The sequence below is a fragment of the Cohnella algarum genome (assembly GCF_016937515.1).
Lineage (GTDB): Bacteria > Bacillota > Bacilli > Paenibacillales > Paenibacillaceae > Cohnella > Cohnella algarum.
Map to the genome: position 1 here is coordinate 3,472,489 of NZ_JAFHKM010000002.1, position 19,308 is coordinate 3,491,796.

General features: G+C 60.5%; 21 protein-coding genes and 1 pseudogene. 19 read left to right on the forward strand and 3 right to left on the reverse strand.

Features of this window, described 5'->3' with window-relative positions; all coding sequences use genetic code 11:
* Positions 1–363: 363 nt before the first annotated feature.
* Positions 364–585 (reverse strand): DUF1128 domain-containing protein, encoded by a 222-nt coding sequence (locus JW799_RS15400; protein WP_080834556.1) that lies wholly within the window; start codon positions 583–585, stop codon positions 364–366.
* 560 nt (positions 586–1,145) lie between these two features.
* Here JW799_RS15400 and yyaC point away from each other — a divergent pair.
* The 12 genes and pseudogenes from yyaC to JW799_RS15460 all read left to right on the forward strand — a co-directional run bounded on the left by yyaC (position 1,146) and on the right by JW799_RS15460 (position 12,873).
* Entirely contained in the window at positions 1,146–1,658 is a 513-nt protein-coding gene (yyaC, locus tag JW799_RS15405; RefSeq protein WP_205430571.1) for a spore protease YyaC, read from the forward strand.
* A gap of 206 nt (positions 1,659–1,864) precedes the next feature.
* A complete protein-coding gene (locus tag JW799_RS15410; protein WP_205430572.1) occupies positions 1,865–2,674 on the forward strand; it encodes an alpha/beta fold hydrolase in 810 nt (269 codons plus the stop codon).
* A complete protein-coding gene (locus JW799_RS15415; RefSeq protein ID WP_205430573.1) occupies positions 2,667–3,329 on the forward strand; it encodes a DUF6483 family protein in 663 nt (220 codons plus the stop codon). Before JW799_RS15410 ends, JW799_RS15415 begins: the two co-directional genes overlap by 8 nt.
* Positions 3,326–4,267, forward strand: a complete 942-nt coding sequence (locus JW799_RS15420; protein WP_205430574.1) for a methyltransferase — start codon at positions 3,326–3,328, stop codon at positions 4,265–4,267. Before JW799_RS15415 ends, JW799_RS15420 begins: the two co-directional genes overlap by 4 nt.
* Positions 4,268–4,346: 79 nt before the next feature.
* Complete coding sequence (locus tag JW799_RS15425; protein WP_205428726.1) at positions 4,347–5,795, forward strand: transposase; 1,449 nt, start codon at positions 4,347–4,349, stop codon at positions 5,793–5,795.
* A 9-nt stretch (positions 5,796–5,804) separates the two neighbouring features.
* Positions 5,805–6,077: pseudogene (locus JW799_RS15430) on the forward strand (SAM-dependent methyltransferase); the annotation flags it as partial.
* Between the two features lie 113 nt (positions 6,078–6,190).
* Complete coding sequence (locus JW799_RS15435; RefSeq protein ID WP_275901466.1) at positions 6,191–7,846, forward strand: histidine kinase N-terminal 7TM domain-containing diguanylate cyclase; 1,656 nt, start codon at positions 6,191–6,193, stop codon at positions 7,844–7,846.
* A 102-nt stretch (positions 7,847–7,948) separates the two neighbouring features.
* The gene (locus JW799_RS15440) at positions 7,949–8,674 is read left to right on the forward strand and encodes a PilZ domain-containing protein (protein ID WP_176220703.1); all 726 of its coding nucleotides are present in this window, start codon (positions 7,949–7,951) and stop codon (positions 8,672–8,674) included.
* Between the two features lie 31 nt (positions 8,675–8,705).
* Positions 8,706–10,910: an O-antigen ligase family protein gene (locus tag JW799_RS15445; protein WP_205430577.1), complete on the forward strand. Its 2,205-nt coding sequence runs from the start codon at positions 8,706–8,708 to the stop codon at positions 10,908–10,910.
* Between the two features lie 112 nt (positions 10,911–11,022).
* A complete protein-coding gene (locus JW799_RS15450) occupies positions 11,023–11,382 on the forward strand; it encodes a hypothetical protein (RefSeq protein WP_139787153.1) in 360 nt (119 codons plus the stop codon).
* Between the two features lie 145 nt (positions 11,383–11,527).
* A complete protein-coding gene (locus JW799_RS15455) occupies positions 11,528–11,743 on the forward strand; it encodes a hypothetical protein (RefSeq protein WP_205430578.1) in 216 nt (71 codons plus the stop codon).
* 638 nt (positions 11,744–12,381) lie between these two features.
* The gene (locus JW799_RS15460) at positions 12,382–12,873 is read left to right on the forward strand and encodes a GNAT family N-acetyltransferase (RefSeq protein ID WP_205430579.1); all 492 of its coding nucleotides are present in this window, start codon (positions 12,382–12,384) and stop codon (positions 12,871–12,873) included.
* A gap of 127 nt (positions 12,874–13,000) precedes the next feature.
* Here the strand turns inward: JW799_RS15460 and JW799_RS15465 are convergent, their stop codons facing one another.
* Both JW799_RS15465 and JW799_RS15470 read right to left on the reverse strand, forming a co-directional pair.
* Positions 13,001–13,312, reverse strand: a complete 312-nt coding sequence (locus JW799_RS15465) for a dehydrogenase (RefSeq protein ID WP_080834539.1) — start codon at positions 13,310–13,312, stop codon at positions 13,001–13,003.
* A 48-nt stretch (positions 13,313–13,360) separates the two neighbouring features.
* A complete protein-coding gene (locus JW799_RS15470) occupies positions 13,361–13,810 on the reverse strand; it encodes a cupredoxin domain-containing protein (RefSeq protein ID WP_080834537.1) in 450 nt (149 codons plus the stop codon).
* Between the two features lie 211 nt (positions 13,811–14,021).
* Here JW799_RS15470 and JW799_RS15475 point away from each other — a divergent pair, with 211 nt between their 5' ends.
* From JW799_RS15475 to JW799_RS15505, 7 genes are all read left to right on the forward strand, one after another.
* Positions 14,022–14,588 (forward strand): thioredoxin family protein, encoded by a 567-nt coding sequence (locus JW799_RS15475; protein ID WP_080834536.1) that lies wholly within the window; start codon positions 14,022–14,024, stop codon positions 14,586–14,588.
* Positions 14,589–14,601: 13 nt separating this feature from the next.
* Positions 14,602–15,237 carry an MBL fold metallo-hydrolase gene (locus JW799_RS15480; RefSeq protein ID WP_205430580.1) on the forward strand — a complete coding sequence of 212 codons (636 nt, stop codon included), beginning with the start codon at positions 14,602–14,604 and terminating at the stop codon, positions 15,235–15,237.
* 142 nt (positions 15,238–15,379) lie between these two features.
* Complete coding sequence (locus tag JW799_RS15485; protein ID WP_080834533.1) at positions 15,380–16,099, forward strand: RcpC/CpaB family pilus assembly protein; 720 nt, start codon at positions 15,380–15,382, stop codon at positions 16,097–16,099.
* On the forward strand, positions 16,096–16,695 hold the full coding sequence (locus JW799_RS15490) for a CpaE/TadZ family protein (protein WP_205430581.1): 600 nt from the start codon (positions 16,096–16,098) through the stop codon (positions 16,693–16,695). Before JW799_RS15485 ends, JW799_RS15490 begins: the two co-directional genes overlap by 4 nt.
* Complete coding sequence (locus JW799_RS15495; protein ID WP_205430582.1) at positions 16,692–16,937, forward strand: hypothetical protein; 246 nt, start codon at positions 16,692–16,694, stop codon at positions 16,935–16,937. Before JW799_RS15490 ends, JW799_RS15495 begins: the two co-directional genes overlap by 4 nt.
* On the forward strand, positions 16,934–18,346 hold the full coding sequence (locus tag JW799_RS15500; protein WP_080834530.1) for an ATPase, T2SS/T4P/T4SS family: 1,413 nt from the start codon (positions 16,934–16,936) through the stop codon (positions 18,344–18,346). The genes JW799_RS15495 and JW799_RS15500 overlap by 4 nt, the downstream gene beginning before the upstream one ends.
* The gene (locus JW799_RS15505; RefSeq protein ID WP_240353299.1) at positions 18,343–19,278 is read left to right on the forward strand and encodes a type II secretion system F family protein; all 936 of its coding nucleotides are present in this window, start codon (positions 18,343–18,345) and stop codon (positions 19,276–19,278) included. The genes JW799_RS15500 and JW799_RS15505 overlap by 4 nt, the downstream gene beginning before the upstream one ends.
* Positions 19,279–19,308: the final 30 nt, after the last annotated feature.

The window sequence follows — 19,308 nt, forward strand, 5'->3', positions numbered from 1 at the left end:
GACGCCCTATGTAGTGCACTGAGTGCGCTACATGGCCGCAAACCGAGCCGCCGGCGCCTCAAGTAGCGCATGGGGTGCGCTACATGACCGCAAACCGCGCCGCCGATGCCCTATGTAGCGCACGGGGTGCGCTACATGGCCACAAACCGAGCCGCCGGCGCCTCAAGTAGCGCACGGGGTGCGCTGCATGGCCGCAAACCGAGCCACCGGTGCCTCATGTAGCGCATGGGGTGCGCCACATGACCGCAAACCGAGTCGCCGGCGCCTCAAGTAGCGCACGGGGTGCGCTACATGGCCGCACAAACCTCATGGTACCGACCGGGCCCACCCGGCCGCATTCAGCGCCCGCCGCGAGCTTTCCGCCTAGCCCCGCAATTTGCCGAGCTCGGACACCAACGCCTCGACCTCGCTAATGCTGAAGCGGTCTTTGGACTCGACCATATCGTAGATGTCTTTGATGTCCTCATAGCGATCGACCTGAAAGTGACTCGCCTGCATCGCCGCTCCGGAAGCCATGCGCAGCTTCGTCTTGATCGCTTCAATCATGTATTCGATATTTTCCTTGGTGGGTTGAGACAAATCCATCCAATCCTCTTCCTCTCTACGGTCGTTCCAGCCGATAGCCGATTATTTTCATTGTACCATCAACGCAGAAACGGAGCCAGAAAGGAATAAGGGCGACGGTTCACCGCGGAAGCGGAGTTGGCAAAAGGCGCCGCGGCTCGGGGGAACGACGCCGCTCGCCCCGTTCAGGTCTAGGAAGCGAGTTCGCGAGGGGACTTCACGGCTCGGGGAACGACGCCGCTCGCCCCGTCCAGGTCTAGGAAGTGAGTTCGCGAGGGGACTTCACGGCTCGGGGGAACGACGCCGCTCGCCCGTCCAGGTCTAGGGAGCGGGTTCGCAAAGGGCGCCGCGGCTCAGGCAAAAGACGCGCCGCCCCGTCCCGGCCGCGAAAACCGCGTTCGCGAGAAGCCTTTCCGGCTCGCGGGAACGTTCACGCCGCCCCGCCCCGGCAAGGCCGCCCATGCCGTCTCCGGGAGGTCAAATCCGCCGCAGGCAGCCGAAGTGGCATTAGCCGACGGATCGTGATAACCTTGAGACTGAGAAAGCACAGATCGACAAGTTCAAGGAGCTTCGAAACTCGCATGTCCGATTCCGTCAAGCATTCAACCGAAATCGCGGGCGCGGCCGGATTGGATTCCTTCTTCGCCCGACTGGCCGCGCGGCATCCAAAGGAAAGCGTCGTTTTTATTTGCATCGGCACCGACCGCTCCACGGGAGACAGCCTGGGGCCGCTGACCGGCTCCATGCTCATGGAAAAAGGGTTTCCCCGCGTGATCGGAACGTTGGCCGATCCTTGCGACGCCGACCGGTTCGAAGGAATGCTCGCCGCCGTACCGCCGGACCTGACGATCGTGGCGATCGACGCCTGCCTCGGCAAGCCGCTTCATGTCGGGCGTTTCCTGCTCGCGGACGGGCCGCTGCAGCCGGCGCGTTCGATCGGCAAGCCGCTGCCCCCGGTCGGCGCCTACAGCATCGCGGCGATCGTGAACGAGACGGGACCGAAGCCTTATTGGACGCTGCAAACGACTTCGCTGTACAGGGTCATCGGAATGGCGAAGGAAATTTCGGCGGCGGCGGCCCGTCATTGGGATTAAAACGTCGGGAAGGCCCGGATGGACGCCATGCGCCACGGGTTCGACCGACCCCGCCGGCATGCGGCGCCCAAGCGCATCGGGAGCTACGCCACGGGTTCGACCGACCCCGCCGGCATGCGGCGCCCAAGCGCATCGGGAGCTACGCCCCGAGAGTTGCCGGCCGGCTTTTCGCATCAACTAACGGACGAGGAGCGTGGAACAAACCTATGAAAAGACAGCAGCTTAAAAACGGACTTAACGTCGCCTACGCCGATGAAGGACAGGGCACCCCTGTCGTCCTGCTTCACGGTTTTTGCGGCAGCAGCCGATATTGGGACGATGCGGCCGCTCTTTTGAAAACGGAAATGCGGGTGATCGCCCCGGATGCGAGAGGCCATGGCGAATCGGACGCCTCCGAAGGGCCCTATGCGATGGAACTGCTCGCCGAGGACGTGGCCGGGCTGCTGGACGAGCTGCGCATTCCGCGCGTCGTCTTGCTCGGTCATTCCATGGGCGGGTACGCGGCCCTCGCATTTGCGGAAACCTATCCGGAGCGCTTGATCGGCCTCGGCCTCGTCCATTCGACGACGTTTCCGGACGACGAAGCCGGGAAGGCCGGCCGCCTCAAAGTCGCCGATCGCGTGGCGAAAGAAGGCGTGCGCCCGTTCGTCGACGAGCTCGCGCCGAAGCTGTTCGCGCCCGGGCATCGGACGTCGATGCCGGAGGCGGTCGAACGCGCCAAAACGATCGGCTACGGAACGTCGCCCGAAGGCGTCATCGGAGGCGCCCTCGGCATGCGCGAGCGCCCCGACCGGCTGCGCACGCTGGAGCGGATCGGCGTGCCCGTGCTGCTGCTGGCCGGCGAAGAAGACACCGTCGTCCCCCCTGAAAAAAGATTCCCGCTCGCAAAGCCGAACGTGGTCCGCACGGAGCTGAAAGCGACGGGCCACATGAGCATGATGGAAAATCCGGAAGCGTTCGCCCGCGCGGTCGCAGACTTTGTCCGGCTGGCGGAGGGGGCTGCAAGCGATGTATGACCGGGATTACCTGATGCGGCTCATCAACCAGACGTCCGTCATGCTGGCCCGGATTATGGGGTTGAAAGAACAGCAAAAACCGGAACAGGCGCTGGAGGAGATCGACGAGTTTTTGGGCAAGGAGCTGCGGATGCGGGCCCGGCTCGCCCTCGGGCTGTCCGATTCCGATCTGATCGGAATGCTGTCCGTCGGCGGCGTTCCGAATCCGGAGATGATCGGAACATTGGCGGCCTTTTTGCACGAGGAAGGCGATTTGCTGCGCGAATCGGGACGGGCGAACGACAGCTTGCCCCGTTATGAAAAATCGTTCAGGCTGATCGTGCACGTGCTCGCAACGAACGGCCCGATCGACGGGCTCAAGCTCGAGGAACGGGCGGAAACGCTATTGGCGAAGCTCGCCCCGTACGAAGCGGCTTCCACGACGAAGCGGGCGGCATGGAGCTGGCTGGAGCTCTCGGGGAAGTACGCGGACGCCGAAAATGCGCTCTACGAGCTATTCGAGCTGAAAGCCGTCACTTCCGAGGAAGGAAACGCGTTTTACGACCGGCTGTCGGAGCTTGCGGACGAGACGCTCGCGGCGGGCGGACTGCCGAGGGCGGAGCTGGACGACGGCCGGGAACAATGGAATCTGCTTGCGGGAGAGACGGCGTCATGAATGAAAACACGTTAAACGATAAAACGGAGCCGCGCGCGGAATTAAGCGCGTTCCTGCGCTCGGCGGCCTTGGACCGGCTGCTGCTTCAGGCGACGTTCAGCCAGCCAAGACGCAAGGATGAAGCGGGGCCGCGGAAAGTGACCGTCCGCCCCGTCCGGCTGAAAGACGGCCTGCGCTATCAATTCGAGCGGCAAATCGCCAATCAGGCGCATCACGACAACCTGCTGCCGGAGGCGGCGGCGGAAGAGATGGAACGCCTGATCGCGGAACAGTTTCGCCAGGCGCTCGTGAAGACGTCCGAGGCGGACGTGCAAATATTGGTCAGCAAAAAAGGAAAGCCGGCGCTGCTGCGCAAAGCCCCGACCGCGAAAGCGAGCCGCCCGCCGGAACATAACCGGACGAAGTCGTACTTGCTTCCGGAAGGGACTCCCGTGCCCTTTTTGGAAGAGCTCGGAGTCATGACGTCCGACGGCCGCGTCGTCAAAGCGAAATACGACAAGTTCCGGCAAATCAACCGCTTCCTTGAAATGGTGGCGGACGTATCGGAACATTTGCCGAAGGATCGGGAAGTTCGCATCGTCGATTTCGGCTGCGGAAAATCGTATTTGACGTTTGCGATGTACCACTTGCTTGCCGTCCAACAAGGGCTTGACGTGCGCGTATTCGGCCTGGATCTGAAAGAAGAGGTCATTGAAACCTGCTCGCGCCTCGCCGCGAAGCTCGGTTGGGACAAGCTTGCGTTTGCCGTCGGGGATATCGCCCGGTACGAGGGAGGAAGCAGCGTCGATATGGTCGTCACTTTGCACGCCTGCGACACCGCCACCGATGCCGCGCTGCTGAAGGCGATCGAATGGGACGCCCAAGTGATTTTGTCGGTCCCCTGCTGCCAGCACGAGCTGTTCGGACAGCTCTCCCAGCCGGTTTTAAAAGTCCGGTGATAAAGTCCGCGTAAGCAGGCTTTTATCACGGTTTTGTCGAATTAATATCGTAACACGACTATCGAAAGAGTGATTAGGTATGAAAGCCCGCAAGTCATCGGCTATCCAGCCTCAGATGTTCCAATTCGTGGATATGGATGAACTCGTGCCGAAAAAGCACATCCTGCGCCAACTGAACGAAGCGCTTGATTTTTCCATCGTTCATGATTGGGTGGCGCCTCTATATACGGAACGTACCGGCCGCCCGGCGGCTGACCCGGAGCGGATGGTTCGACTGATGCTGCTTTCGTATTTGTTCAACCATTCCGAACGGGAATTGTATCAACTGTTGCCCATGCATGCGGGCTATTTGTGGTTTTGCGGACTGGATTTCGAATCCGTCGTGCGCCCGGACTCATCGCGGCCGTCCCTGCCGGATCGGACGACCTTGGTGAAGACCCGGAAATTGTGGCGAACGCACGGTGTTTTTGAGAAGCTGATGAAACATGTCGTCGATCAGTGCATCGCCGCGGGACTGGTCCAACCCGATGTGCATGTCGGCGTCGACGGCACCCAGGTACGGGCCAACGCATCCATTCACAGCTTGAAAGAAATCACCCTGGCCCCGGTGGAGTCGATTGAAGACTATTTGGCTCGCATGGCCCGGCAAGATGAAGAGACCGGTGGTGTCGCCCATGATTCCGATGATGACCGACAGCCGCCCGCACCGCCCGCGCAAAAAGAGCGGCTGCTGGAAGACGAAGCGACGCATGAAGATTTTCATGGCAAAACGTTCTCGAACAAGACCCACCGCAGCGTAACGGATCCGGATGCCCGCTTGTACAAAAAGAGCAACGGTCAGGAAGCGCATTTGCGGTATTTGGTGCATGATGTGACGGATATCAAATCCGGCGTCATTCTGTCTACGCAAGCGAGCATCGCGTCCGGAACGGCTGAGCGTGAAACGAGCTTGCGGCAGCTCTTCGCGATCCGTTTTGCCCATCCGCAAATCCGGATTCGGACGCTTTCTGCCGATAAAGCCTACGGTACGACAGATTATCTGCAAGCGTTGTTCGAGCAAGGGATTGTTCCCCTGGTTTCGCTTCGCAACCTGACACTGGAAGATGTACCTGCTTGGAAACGTCAAACGAACGATCCGGAGAAACAACGCAAACGGCTGGCCAAAATCCGGGAAATCCAAATTCGAAACAAAGCCAAACGAATTCAGCTTATGGGTTCTTACCGTCATCTGCAAAAGTTGCGGACGCGGTGCGAGCATGTGTTTGCCGAAAGCAAAGTCGCGCATGGCCTGGGCCGCGCACGGAGCCGTGGATTGGACTGCATGCAAGAGCAGGCGGTGCTCACGGCCATCGTTCAAAATCTGAAAAGACTGTGCCGGTTTAAGAAAAAGCGACCACAAACCGGTGTTTTGGCATGTCCAAAACCGAAATCCGTGATGATGGAGGCAGTGTCGGACCTGCTCATTTCGGCGCTGGTTGGGTTGTTTTCCTCTTTTTTTATGCCGAAGAGACGGTTACAACTGACCTAAATCACCGGACTTTTAAAGCCGCTGCTGAAGCACGGGCTGTTGAAGGAGCGGTTTGCCGCGCTCGCGACCGATGCGGTACGCGCGCAGTTGCTGGAGCTGTCCGGGTATCGGACGCAGCTGCTCGAATTTATCGATCTGGAGCATACGCCGAAAAACGTGCTCATCCGCGCCGTACGGACAGGAGCCGCGCCCGATCCCGAAGCTTTGCGGGAATACGAGGCGTTCCGGGATTTTCTTGGCATTTCGCCCTATATAGAAAAAATGGGTTCCCTCCTTCGATAATAATTATTCGTAAATTGAAAGGAGGTTATTGTTGGAAAAAACTAGACTATGGTAGAATGAAGGAATAAAGTCCCATAGTTTTGGGGGCAGAAAAGGTGAAAAGGTGAGCCGAATTGGGACTCCTGCGGCCTGACTTTGTACTTTTTGTCTGTTTGTTCGCCATGTTGGCGGGCGTTATCGCGTTTAATCGCATCACCCGGACGCACAAAGCGTATTTGGCGTTTCAATTCGTATTGATGCTCTGGCCTTTTGGACAGTTCAGCGCCAAGACGACTGAACTGCTTGAATTCAAGCTGTTTTATCTGAAGCTGTCTTTTGCCGCCATCGGGTTGCTGGGGCCGGGATGGCTGTTTTTCGTGCTCGTTTTGACGCAGCTGTCCGCGCAGTTGAATGCGAGAAAGGCGGTTCTCTATTTGATTCCGGCCGCGGTCACGGTCGCCGCCATGATCTGGAACCCCGGAAACGAATTTTTGAATTTGGCCCCGAATTCGGACGAAGTCCGGTACGGTTATTTATTCTGGATGCTCGTGCTCGTTCAATTATGCTATTTGTCGATTACGCTGATTTTGATGTTCCATGCTTTTCGCCAGGTCCGTTCCGTCCATCAGCGCAAGCAGCTGGGGCTCGCGCTGATCGGGATGTTCGTCATGTCGGGCTTTACCGTCATGGATTTGCTCGTAAACGTTCTCTTGAACAAGTGGCTGCCCGTCGTGCCCGGACTTACGTCGGCCGGCATTTTGCTATCGTGCTGCTGCTTTACCGTCGCCGTTTACCGTTACGGGTTGTCGGATACGCTTTCTTTGGCCCAACGCGATATCATCGAGCATATGCCCATCGGCATTTTGATCGTCGACGAGCATGGGAAGGTGCTTGCCGCCAACAAGGCTGCAAGCCCTTTCGTGCAGACGAGAAAGGGCGACGTCTTCTCGATGGAAAGCTTCCTGGCTCCTCTTCAGCCGCAAGGGGAGGTCAAGGAATTTTTGTACCGGTACCGTTACCATCCCGAAGAAAGAATCCAGACCGAACTGTCGCTGCCCGATGCGGCGGGACGGTATATTTCGATGCAAATTTCGCCGGTCGCCGGCCCGATGAAAAGCGTGCTCGGGCGGGTCGTCACGTTCCACGAGGTGACCGAGCTCCGGAAGCTGATCGACGAGATGAACCGGAAAAACGAGGCGCTGCACGAGCGGAATCTGGAATTGATCACCGTGCAGGAGGAGCTGTTTCGCGTCAATCAGAAGCTGGAGCAAATGGCGATCACCGACGGCCTTACCGGCTGCTACAACCGGCGGTTTTTGATGCAGCAGCTGGAGCACGAGGTTTTGCTCAATATCCGTTACCGGATCCCGTTCTCCATTTTCCTGTTCGATATCGATCATTTCAAGCAGATTAACGACACTTACGGCCACCTCGTCGGCGACGAGGTGATCTGCAGGACGGCCGACGCCGTCCGTTCCGTGCTGCGGCGGTCCGATATTTTGGCGCGGTACGGCGGGGAGGAATTTACGGTTTATTTGCCGCATACGAACGCGGAACAGGCGGAAACGCTGGCTGCGAGAATCATGCAGACGATCGCGGACAACGCCGTCGACGCGGGAGACCGGCAGGTGAAAATTACCGTCAGCATGGGCGTCGTCACCGAGGAGCCGTCGGAAGGCAGAGAAGATATCAAGGAGTATTTGCGGGAGTTGTTTTACCGGGCGGATAAAGCGCTGTACGAGGCCAAGCATCAGGGGCGCAATCGGGTCGTCGCCAGTTCCTCTCTCTAGCGGGTTTATTTTAAACCTTTCTCCGAATGTGATATGATGGTGGAAAAGCGGGCGGACGAAGACCGCACCACGTTTGGACTTGGGAGAGGTGGCTGCAACCGTATGTTTCGGGACGGCGGATTAACGAAAAACGACCCGGCCAATCAAGAGAAGGAGCGGCTGCCTTTGAAAGTGCTCCTGCATTGCCGAACCGTCGTTGAGAAACAAAATTTCGTCTCCACCGGCGTAATGACTCAAGTCGAAGGCGAGCTGTTCGAAGTCGAATTGCATGAATTCGAGCTGTTCGAACTCGGGGAAACCGTCAAGCTGACGGTATACTCTCCGGCGGGCATTCATACGTTTGCTTCGATCGTTTTTGCCAAGTACGAAGGCGCGATCGCCATTATTCAGCCGCCCAACCTGCATTTGCGTTTCCAGGAGAAACGCGAGTTTTACCGGGTGGAAGCGGAAGGAAAGGCGCAGATTTTGCGCGTGGTGGATACGGACGGGGAGGTCAAGCTGCTCCCGGCCCCGTTGGAGGCGTCGCTTCGCGATATAAGCCTGGGCGGAATCGGCTTGACGATCGGGGATCATCCGGAATTGACGAAGGCGTCCCGCTTCGGGGCGGTCGTCGATCTCGGCTTTACGTTCGCTTGCGATCTGGAAATCATGCGGCGCGAGCGGGCGGAAGGGAAATGGCACCTCGGCTTGCGAATGAACGTAGTGGACAACGAGATGCTGCGGCCGCTTCGAGCGTTCGTTCTCCGGCAGCAGGTGGATAAGCACGTGAAAAGCCGGGCGAAGGAAAACGGCAGACGGAGCTTCGGCTCTTCGCAATCGACGAACTAAAGGATCGGAATCCGCGGAAGAGTGAGATGGCATGAGCAGGTTGGGAGCATGGACGGCCAGAACGGCGGGAGGGCTGGCGCTGGGCGCGGCGCTCGGATGGTCCGCCTGGCGGAGCGGAATGTTTTTCGATTCCGATTTTTATTTTTTGGAAATCGCGTTGATCGCGGCGGCGGCGGCCGTCGTCCTCGCGGGTTTCGTTTGGCCCCGGCACGTCCGGACGCCGCTTTGGGCGTTCGCGCCGCTCGGATTGGCGCTTGCATTCGCGCTGCTGCTGGCCTCGGGTCCGGAATCGGCCAAAGGGACGGCCGACGTTTTTATCCGCTGGACGGCCTACGCCTCCTGGCTGGTGCTGCTGGCAAGCTTTCTGCTTCCATACGAAAACCGGAAAACCGGCTGGCGTGCATGGCATGCCGTCGGTTTATTTGTCATCGGCGGGAGCTGGGCGGGCTGGTTCGGATGGATCGACAAGCCCGGCGCTGTGTTCCGCTCGGGGGACGCCGAGCTTGCGTCTACCGGAGCGAGGCTGGCCGGATTTTTGGAATATCCGAATGCGTTCGGAGCGGTGGCGGCGGCCTGGGCTCTGGCGCAATGGCAGCTGCTGCTGCACGGAAGCCGGGCGGAAAAGCGGGTCGCCGCGTGGACGATCGTGCCGTATTTGGGCGCCGTGCTGCTGACGGAATCGCGGGGATCGATGCTCGCGCTCCTGTTCGGCTTCGCGCTTTCGATATTGCTGCAGCCGCGCCGGCGCCGGGGACCGGGGCTTGCCGCCGCGGGCGCGGCGATCGGCTTGTCCGCGACGGCAGCGCATTTCGCGTTCGAAGCGATGAAAACGGGCGATCCGGGGAACGCGGCATGGCCGCTGGGGATCGCAACGGGCGCCTGCGCCCTGGCGGTGCTTCCGCTATGCGGCGGAGCGCGGGCGCGAACGGAAATCGGCAAACGGGTTTCCGCCCGGCTGACGACCGTCCCCGGCGGCGCTCTCGTGCTGGCGGCGGGGATCGCGCTGGCGTATTCCCTGCTCGTCGGCGGAAGCTCGGACGGCGCCCGCGTCGGCGGGCAATTCGAAACGGCGTCGGCGAGGCAGCTGTACTATGCGGACGCGCTTCGCATTTTTGCCGATTATCCGCTGCTGGGCGCCGGGGGAAGGAGCTGGCGGACGCTCGTCGGGCTGTACCGGCAGGAGCCTTACATCGGCAATGAAGTCCACAGCGGCTATTTGGACGTGCTCATCGACGCCGGGCTCGTCGGCTTGCTGCTGCTGCTCGGCATGCTCATCTGGTTCGCTGTACGGCTGCGGAAAAAAGCGGACAGGGCGTGGGGACCGGCGGCGGTGCTGCTCGCCCATTCGGCGATCGATTTCGATTGGTCGTACGGCTTCGCTTGGCTGCTTCTGCTGACCTGGATCGCGCTGCATTCGGCGGCGGAGGACGACCCGGCACGCGAGGGGCCGTCCGGCGCCGGCCGGAGCGAGAGCTTCGCGCGGGCGGCGGCCGTTCCCCGGCGGCGCCCGGCGCGCCGGGGTATCGCGGGCGGCCTGGCGGGGCTGATCCCCGCCGCCCTGCTGCTCGGCTGCGCCGCGGCGGCCGTGCCCGCCGCCTGGCACAGCCTGGCCGCGGCCCGCGCGTACGCCGACGCGCCCGCCGCGGCCGGACCCGCGCGCGAAGCGAAGCTGCGCGCGGCGCTCGAGGCGAATCCGGAATGGACCCGGATTCGCCTCGAGTTGGCCTCTCTCCTGCCGGCGCGGGAGAGAGCGGAGCTGCTGACGGCGGGGCTGCGGCATGAGCCGCATTCGCCGTCGCTGGCCCTTGCGCTCGGCATGGCTTACGCCGAGCTGGGAGACGCGGCCCGCGCGCGCGAGCATTTGCGCGAGGGGCTGCGTCTCGACCGCTTCAATCGCGACGCGCAAAACGCCGCGATTGCCCGCATGACCCGGCTCGCCGAGAGGCTGAGCGACGCCGGGGAACCGTCCGCCGCCCATGAAGCCGCCGGGGCCGCGGTCGAGTTTTTCGAGCGGTACCGGGAACTGTACCGGCTCCAATACGAGGGCGAAGACAACCCGTGGTTCGCGAAGCGGGACAACCTGTTCTCCGGCGCCAAGGTCAACGCAGCCAAGTCGCTGCTGCTGCTCGATCGCGAAACGGAGGCGGCGGCCATGCTGCAAGAAGTTGCGGGAGAAGAAGAAGGAGACTGGAAGGAAGAGGCGGAGGCCCTGCTGCGGGAACGGAACGAACGGTAACGGAACAAGCGAAAATGTGCCTTCGCCGTTGGGTTTCTGGGAGATTGACGTGAGCATGTCCGCCGGCTTCGCATACATTGGATTCAGACCTTTAAGGAAGGTGATCCATCCAATGGCCAATCGACCGGTGCCTCCGAAGGCCGATCGGAAACGCTCCAAAGTGCTGAAAGCCCTCCCCGCGGGCAAAGTTCGAAAACAGTCGACAAGCCTGCCGACGTTTAACCGCCTGACGGTCGAGTGGGTTCAGGGCAACGGAGTTCCGTTCAACACGACGGAGTTCTTTGCCCGCCTGACCCGGAACAACGTGCTCGTCAGCACCGCTTTTTTCGACAGCTTCGGGGTTGTCCGCTTCAACAACATCGGCACGCTGACCAACGTCAGCTACACGCTTCGGACGTTCAACAGAAACGGCGTCCTGTTTCGCACCCGATTTATTCCGGCCGGCGTGCAGACGTTCGTCATTATCGGCTAAAACCGCATATCGCAAGCCCTTTCGGACCGGCGGGGGTTCGGAGGGGCTTTTTTGCTTACCGGAATGTCGAGTTTTTCGCCTTGCTAAAGAGTTTTGCGGAAGCTTAGGGGACATCGGACGGGGAACGTTTAAGCAGGGGGGGCCTATGTTGGATTTTGTCCAATCAAGGAAACGTAAAAAGGGGAAATCGTTGTCCAGAGTGGATTTTATCCAACGAGCAACCTGGAATTTGGGCAAAAACGCCGGAAAGGCCTCGCCAGATTGGACAAAATCCAACGAAGCCGAAAAGTTTCGCGAAAAAGCCGATTTTGGTTGGATAAATTCCAACCAGGCTTCGTCGAACCCTCGTCATTCCACGTAATCCCTGCAGTCCCGCGCAATCCCCTTCCAAACCGGAAGTCGGCGGGCCATCCGCGGATCCGGTTGAGTCGTGACGACTCACTTCAACCCGCCAACCGCATCTAGCCGCACGCAGTCGAGTCAAAATGACGCATCTCGTCCCCTTCGCGCACACGCAAACGATCCGGTTGAGTCGTGACGACTCATCTCAACCCGCCAACCGCATCCAGCCGCACGCAGTTGAGTCAAAATGACTCATCTCGTCCCCATCGCGCCCACGCAAACGATCAAGTTGAGTCGTGACGACTCATTTCAACCCGCCAACCGCATCCAGCCGCACGCAGTTGAGTCAAAATGACGCATCCCGCCCCCTTCGCGCCCACGCAAACGATCCGGTTGAGTCGTGACGACTCAATTCAAATCCTGCCAACCGCACGTTGACGAAATCCAACGAATACGGCGAGACCTTGAAAGGCGAGGCCGGCGAATAGGGGGGGAGGGGGGCTCCCGAGGCGGGTTGCCTTCCCTTGCTTCCGCGGCCCGGTCCGCTTGCAACAACGGGCACGGCGCTTCCGGGGCGGAATTTCGGTCTTCCGTTCGGACGGGCATCCCGCTTATACTTAAACTCGTGACGACAACTTGGGGAAAAGGTGAAACGAAATGAGCGACATGCTGGTTCCTTTGTACAAATTGCCCGAACACCATGTCTTGCTGCGGACGCTGGCCGAAAGCGGCATCGAAATCCGCCGGGGGCTGGTGCCCGAAAAACATAAAGTGACCGCCTGGGTTCGCGAGAACTTTCGGCCGAGCTGGGTCGACGAATGCGAGGCTGCGTTCGCCCGCGTTCCCGTCAGCTGCTGGATCGCCGTAGAGAAGGGCGAGCTGATCGGATTCGGCTGCTACGACGCGACCTGCCGCGGATTTTTCGGGCCGACCGGCGTGTCGGAGGCGGCGCGGGGCAAAGGCGTCGGAAAAGCGATCCTTCTGGCCTGCTTGCATGCGATGCAAGCGGAAGGGTACGGCTATGCCGCGATCGGCGGAGTCGGGCCGAAGGAATTTTACGCCAAAGCGGCCGGCGCCATCGAGATTCCGGATTCGACGCCCGGCATTTATAAAGGCATGCTTTCCGCGTTGCGCAACCCTAACGGATAAGCGATAATCGGAAGTCCCGCGACCCGCGGCGGCGGGCGGAGAGGCGAAATGACGAATCCAAACCATGGAAAAAAGGCCGGCCCGAACGGCAGACGAAAATCTGCGGCTCGGGCCGGCCTCTCGTTTTTCACCCGCCGAAAGCGTCGCGGAAGGCCGCGGCGAGCCGGGCGCGGTCGACGTTCCATATCGCCGCGATTTCCGCGCTCAGCTCCTGTTCCCACCAGTCGGCGAGCTTTTTGCGGTCGCTTCGGTTTTCGTGCACCCAAAGCAAATTTTCGACGACCCGCTTCGCATACAATTGCTCCGACTGCTCAAGCTGCGCGGGAGGCACGTAAAGCTTCAATCGTTTGGCCGTCCGGTAGAGCTCCTTGGAGCAGGCGCGGCGAATGCTGCGCGCGGTCGGCAGCGAGGCGGCATGCTTTTCCCGACCGGTTTTCAAACGGCATCCTCTCCCCAATTGCAGCCTATGCCGGAGAGGAACAGGAAGTTACTGTACGATCAGGTAGCCGACCATCGGCACGCCGGTCGCCGGATCGTTGTGCGTCGTGCAGATGATCGGGTAGATGCCGGCTTTTTCCGGCGTAAAGCGGACGACGGCCGTTTTTCCTTTTTGGACTTCGCCGGAAATGTTCAGCCCTTCGATCACGAACGGGTGGGATTGCCCGTTGATGCCGGTAATGCGCAGTTCGACGGGAACGCCTTTGTTGACGATGACGTTGCCGGGGCTCCATACGTACGACTCCAGTTCTTTCCCGTTCGCGGACGTCGACTTGAACTCCCCCGTCACGACATGCCGCACCTGCGTATTTTCGGATACCGGCGCCGTCGCGGCCTTCGTTTGCTGCCACCCTACGTAAGCTCCAGCCATGATGACGACCGCCGCCAGCAGGATGTACCACTGAATTCTCTTTTTGCTGATGAACACGATTTTGCTCATATCCCGCTCTCTCCTCTTCAACTTGATTCGTTGATGAATCTCGTCCTACCGAAAGTGTATGCGCCTGTCCGCCCCGGCATGACAAGCCGGCACGAAGCTCTCCAAGGCCTGCCGGATCCGGTCCGCGCGCCGCGAGAGTTGAGGGACGTTCTCCGCATTTGCTACAATGGAACGAGAATTTCAAATTGGAAGAAGAGGCGAGGGAAGGCTGATGAGCGCATTGCTGGCCGAGAAATGGAATAAAGGATTGTCGCCGAGCCGGTTTATGGACGGCATGACGAAAAACAAGGAGGCGTTCGCGGAAAACTACGAAAAGTTCGAGTGGCCGGACGAGGAAACCCGGGAATTTTTCGAATCTCTTAATAACCGCGACGATCTCCGCTGCATGATCATTACCGCGGACTGGTGCGGCGACGCGCTGCGCAGCGTTCCGATCGCGTTTCGCGCGGCGGAAGCGGGCGGAATTCCGACGCAGGTTTATATTATCGAGGAGCATACCGATCTCATCGATCAATATTTGACGCTGGGCGGACGGTCGATTCCGATCGTGCTCATCACGGACACGGGAGGCCACCTTCTCGGAAAATGGGGACCGCGCCCGCAGCAGGTGCAGGAAGTGATGATCGCGTTCAAGCAGGACAATCCGGACCGGGAAGCGGCGGATTACCAGGACAACCTGGCGGCCGCCCGCCGGGAAATCGGCAAGCGCTACGGAGAACGGACGGACTACACGCCGGTCATCTTGCGGGAGCTGCAGGATATTTTGTCCGCCGTCTGAAGGAGCTGAGCCCATGTTCACGTTTCAGAAGTTCACGTTGGGACCGCTGCAGACGAACGCCTACGTGCTGATTGACGAAACCCGCACGCGCGCGGCCGTCATCGACCCGGGGATGCCGGACGCCGCGCTGCTGCGGCGGCTCGAGGGTTTGACGGTGGAGGCCGTGCTGCTTACCCACGCCCACTTCGACCATATCGGCGGCGTCGAGGAAGTGCGCAAGCGCTTCGGCTGTCCGGTCTATCTGCACGAAGCGGAGCGGAAGTGGCTGGCCGATCCCGGGCTTAACGGCTCGCTCCGCTGGACCGACGTCACGGCCCCCGTGTCGACGGCCCCGCCCGACCGCTCCTGGAAGGACGGGGACAAGCTGGAGCTGCTCGGCGAGACGTTCGAGATTTACCACACGCCGGGCCATTCGCCCGGAAGCGTCAGCTTGCGCTGCGGCGATTTGCTGTTCGCCGGGGACGCGCTGTTCCGGCGCTCCATCGGCCGGACGGATTTGCCTTACGGCGACTCCGAAGCGCTAATCCGGTCGGTTCGCGACAAGCTGTACGCCCTGCCGGATTCGGTCATCGTCCTGCCCGGGCACGGGCCGGAAACGACGATCGGCGAAGAACGAACAGGAAATCCTTATGTAAGATTAGAAAAATAATCCTTTACTTACAGCGGTTCATCTGCTATATTGGCCTTAACAAGCACTATATCACGTGGCCTGCGAAGAACGCAGACGTTGGAGAGCGAAAGCTCTCTTCGTCGGCGTTCTTTTTTGTTTCGGCAGGAGAAGGAGGTTTGAGGTGAACCGCAGACGGCAAATCGCGCTCAGTCTGTCCGCCGCCTTGTTGTCGGGAATCGTGGTGTACGGCGTCTACGTGCTGCAGCTGCGGCAAATTCAAGCGGAGGAAACCGTGACGGTGATCGCGCCGAAGCGGTTTATTCCGGCCGGCTCGACGCTCGACGTGGACATGCTGACCGAAATTTCGCTGCCCCGCAGCGCCGTCACCGATTCGATGATTTCCCATGCTTCCGACGTCGCGGGCATGCAGACGCATGCTCCGCTCGGAACGGAGGAGCCGATTTTGGACTGGAAGATCGACCGCTACCCGCTGCTGCCGGGACCGGGCGAGGCGACGTTCCAGATTCCCCGGGAATACGTCATTTCGGTATCGAACGGCATTCGCGCGGGGGACCGGGCATTGGTGTACGTTTCGTCCAAGGACGCGGATTCCCGGAGAATGTTCGAAGAACCCGTCGTCGTCGCGTCGGTCAAGACGTCGGCCAATGCGGAAATCGACGATCCGGACAACTCGAACCTGATGTCGCTCGCGGAAGGCGACAAGGCGCGGATGTACGCTTCCCGGCGCGACGCGAACGGGAGCATCGATTCGGTCAACCTGAATTTGACGGAAGAGCAGTGGCTCGCCCTCGACGAGGCGTGCAAGGACGGAAACGCCAAGCTGATCATCGCTTTCGACGCTTCGACGTTCGGGGCGCTAGGAGAGGAGGTGTTAGGATGATCGAAAAGGCGGGGCATATCGCGGCGTTCGCAGGCTCGACGCCGAACATCGGCACAACGCTGGCGGCTTTCGGTACGGCGTTTCGGATCGCTTCGGTTTCGGGCAAGCGCGTCGGCTTTTTATGCCTGAATTTGAAAAGCGCCAAGACGCATCTTTATCTCGGCATCGACAAGCCCGAAGTGACGCTGGACGGCTTGAGGCCGGAGCTGAAGGCGGGCACGCTGACCGGGACGAAGCTTCGCCAATACGCGTTCGCGCCTTCGCGCCTGAACGGCGTGCACGTCCTGTTCGGCAATATGGCCAGGGACCAGGCGGAGTATTACGAGCCGGAGCAGATCGAGCGCCTGCTCGGGGCGGCAAGGGAAGCGTTCGATTTGACGATAGCCGACGTGAGCGCCTACTGGGATAATGCCGCCACCGTATGCGCCATGCGCGAAGCGGATCAACGGTTTCTCGTCACGACGTCCAGCCTGACGCATTTTCAGGAAGACGTTCGCAGATGGACCGAGCAGGTCGGCGCGTTATTCGGACTTTCAAAGGAGGGATTCCGATTGGTTGTAATGGGAGGACAACCGAATTCGGGGGTTACGGGATGAAGGAGATCCGCAAGGAAACGGGAGCCGTCGAGTTTTCCGAGCTTCGGCTCAAGGAGAGCGTCCATTTGCAGCTCGACAGCGGACGGCTGGACGAGTGGCTGGCCGCGGAGGAGAGAAACGCGTCGGCGTTCGATGCGGTGGCGGACCCGCTGCTGAAGAAGCTGAACTGGGCGGAACGGCTGCGGCGAACGGAGCGTCCGTGGGTGCGGCGGCTGTTGATGCACAGGAGAGGAAGCCGATGAATCCGCAGCCCGATACGTTGGACGAAAAGCGATTTTCCGTTTCGGCTTACGCGGCGGAGCTGAAGGCGGAGGGCGGCGGAATTCCGGGGCCGGCGGGGGAACCGACCGGCGGACGGTCGGAATTGCTCGCCTTGACGGAGGAGGTGCGCCATATGCTGGCGCTGCCCCGGGGGTGGAGCGAAGAAGAGCGCAAGCAATACGCGGAAAAGCTAAACCGGGCGGTGCTCGGCTTTCCTCGGGAACGGTCCGAGATGCTAGCGATCATATCGGACTGGATTATCAAAAAGCGGCTGCAGCACGTTCCGGTGGCGCAACTGCCGTACGGGACGCTTGCGGAGGCGCTGTTCGCCGAAGTGATCGGGCTGAACGTCCTCGAGCTTGTCCTTCGCGACCGGAACGGCCTGGAGGAGGTTCAAGTCGTCGGCACCCGCATTTTCGAGGTGAGGGACGGTCGGGCCGTCGCTTCTCCGTATCGGTTCGATCATGTCAGCCAGGTGGAACGCATTCAGCAGAACCTCGTGCTGTACAACAACGACCGCATCAGTCCGCGCAAGCGGTGGGCCGAAGTGCTGCTGCTCGACGGATCGCGGGTCACGATGACGGGTTTTGGCTTTACGGCGCAGCCGACGCTGACGATTCGTTTTTACAATGTGCGGAAATTCGATTTGGCGACGCTCAGCCTTCCCGAGTACGGCACGATAGACGACCGCATCGCCAGACTTTTGCGCGCGTTGATCGTTTCCCGGTTCAATATGGTCGTCATCGGCGCCACGAATACGGGCAAGACGCACTTCATCAAAGCGCTCATCGCGGCGATGCCCGACGAGGAGCGGATCGTGACGATCGAGGGGCGGTTCGAGCTGAGGCTGCAGCGGGATTTTCCCGACAAGAACGTCGTCGAGTACGAGGCCGAAGAAGACGATCCGGCGCACGGGCCGCGGCAAGCGTTCAAGCTGGCCCTTCGGCAGTCGCCGCAGCGAATATGCCACGCCGAAATTCGCGACGAGGACGCCAACATTTATGTGCGGGCCTGCACGCGGGGGCACGAAGGCAGCATTACTTCGGTTCACGCGAACAGCCTGGAGGACGTGCCGGAGGCGATTACCGACATGTGCATGCTGGACGGTCGGGGCATGAATCCGGTCCGTCTGACGAAGCGGATCGCCGAATACGTCACCCAGATCGGCTTCGAGATGCGCATCGTCGGCGGGAAAAGAAGGCTTACGCGCATCGGGGAATTCGGCATGTCCGGGGGAGAAGTCGCCGTAAGGGAGCTTGTTCGCTTTGACGAGGAAGCTAGCGAGTGGCGGTTTCCGCTCGATTTTTCCGCCAAAGGCTGGGAGCGGATCCGGCGCGCGGACGCGGAAGCTTATGCCTGGCTTCGGCAATCGGGAGGCCAGCGCGAATGATCGCGGCCGGCACCGCCTTGCTTGTTTTCGTTCTCTTCGTCGCTTTGTTCGCGGCCATTCGCGGCGGACTCGAGCTTGGCGCGGATCGCGCGGCGCGAAAGCGGAGGCTGTCGTTCAAGCGCGAGCCGGTCCGGGCTCGGGAGGGCCATTCCGAACGCGCCCGTTTCCGCAAGCTGAACGCCCATATCGGCGACCGGCTGGCCGCCGTCGGGTGGTCGATCGGGCCGGATACGTTCGCGTTCGTTTCGCTGCTGCTCGGACTTTCGGGCGCCGCCGCCGGCTTGCTGCTTTTCCGTACGTTTTTATCCGTGCTGCTGCTCGCCGCGATGCTCGCATTGTTGCCGTATTGCTGGCTTCTCCTGCGATTGACGAATCGGCAGATGGCGGCGCGGCTGGAGTTTTTGCCCGCCATGGAATTGTTTTATCAGTGCTACCTGGTTACCGGACGGCGCCATGTCCGCACTGCCCTGCAAAAAACGGTGGAAGAGCGGCGGATGCCAGGCGAGATTCAGGCGGTATTCGAGCAGCTCTACCGGAATTTGAGCGTGATCGGGGACGACGAAGGCAGCCTGCGAAGGTTTTCGCTGTCCGTCGGGCATGTGTGGGCGGAGTACTTTTGCAGCATTATCAAGGTCGCGCTGCTCGAAGGCAACGACATTTCCGACAACCTGCGGGAATTGGTCGACGATATGCGGCGGACTCGTCTGGACGACCAGGTCGAACGCCACAAGCTGCTGGAAATCCGCATCGCGAATTTCACCCCGGCGTTGTTTCTTCTGCTGTTCGTCGGCATCAACTTCCGCATGAACCCGGAAAGCAGCTACCTGTATTACGTGCTGGATCCGACCGGCAGATCGATGCTGCTGCAGGCCGTCGTCCTGATCTTCGGTTCGTTCCTGATGGGACTGTATTTGTCGCGGAGAAAGCTGTAAGGCCGCCAACCGGTTCAATGGAGGGACAAG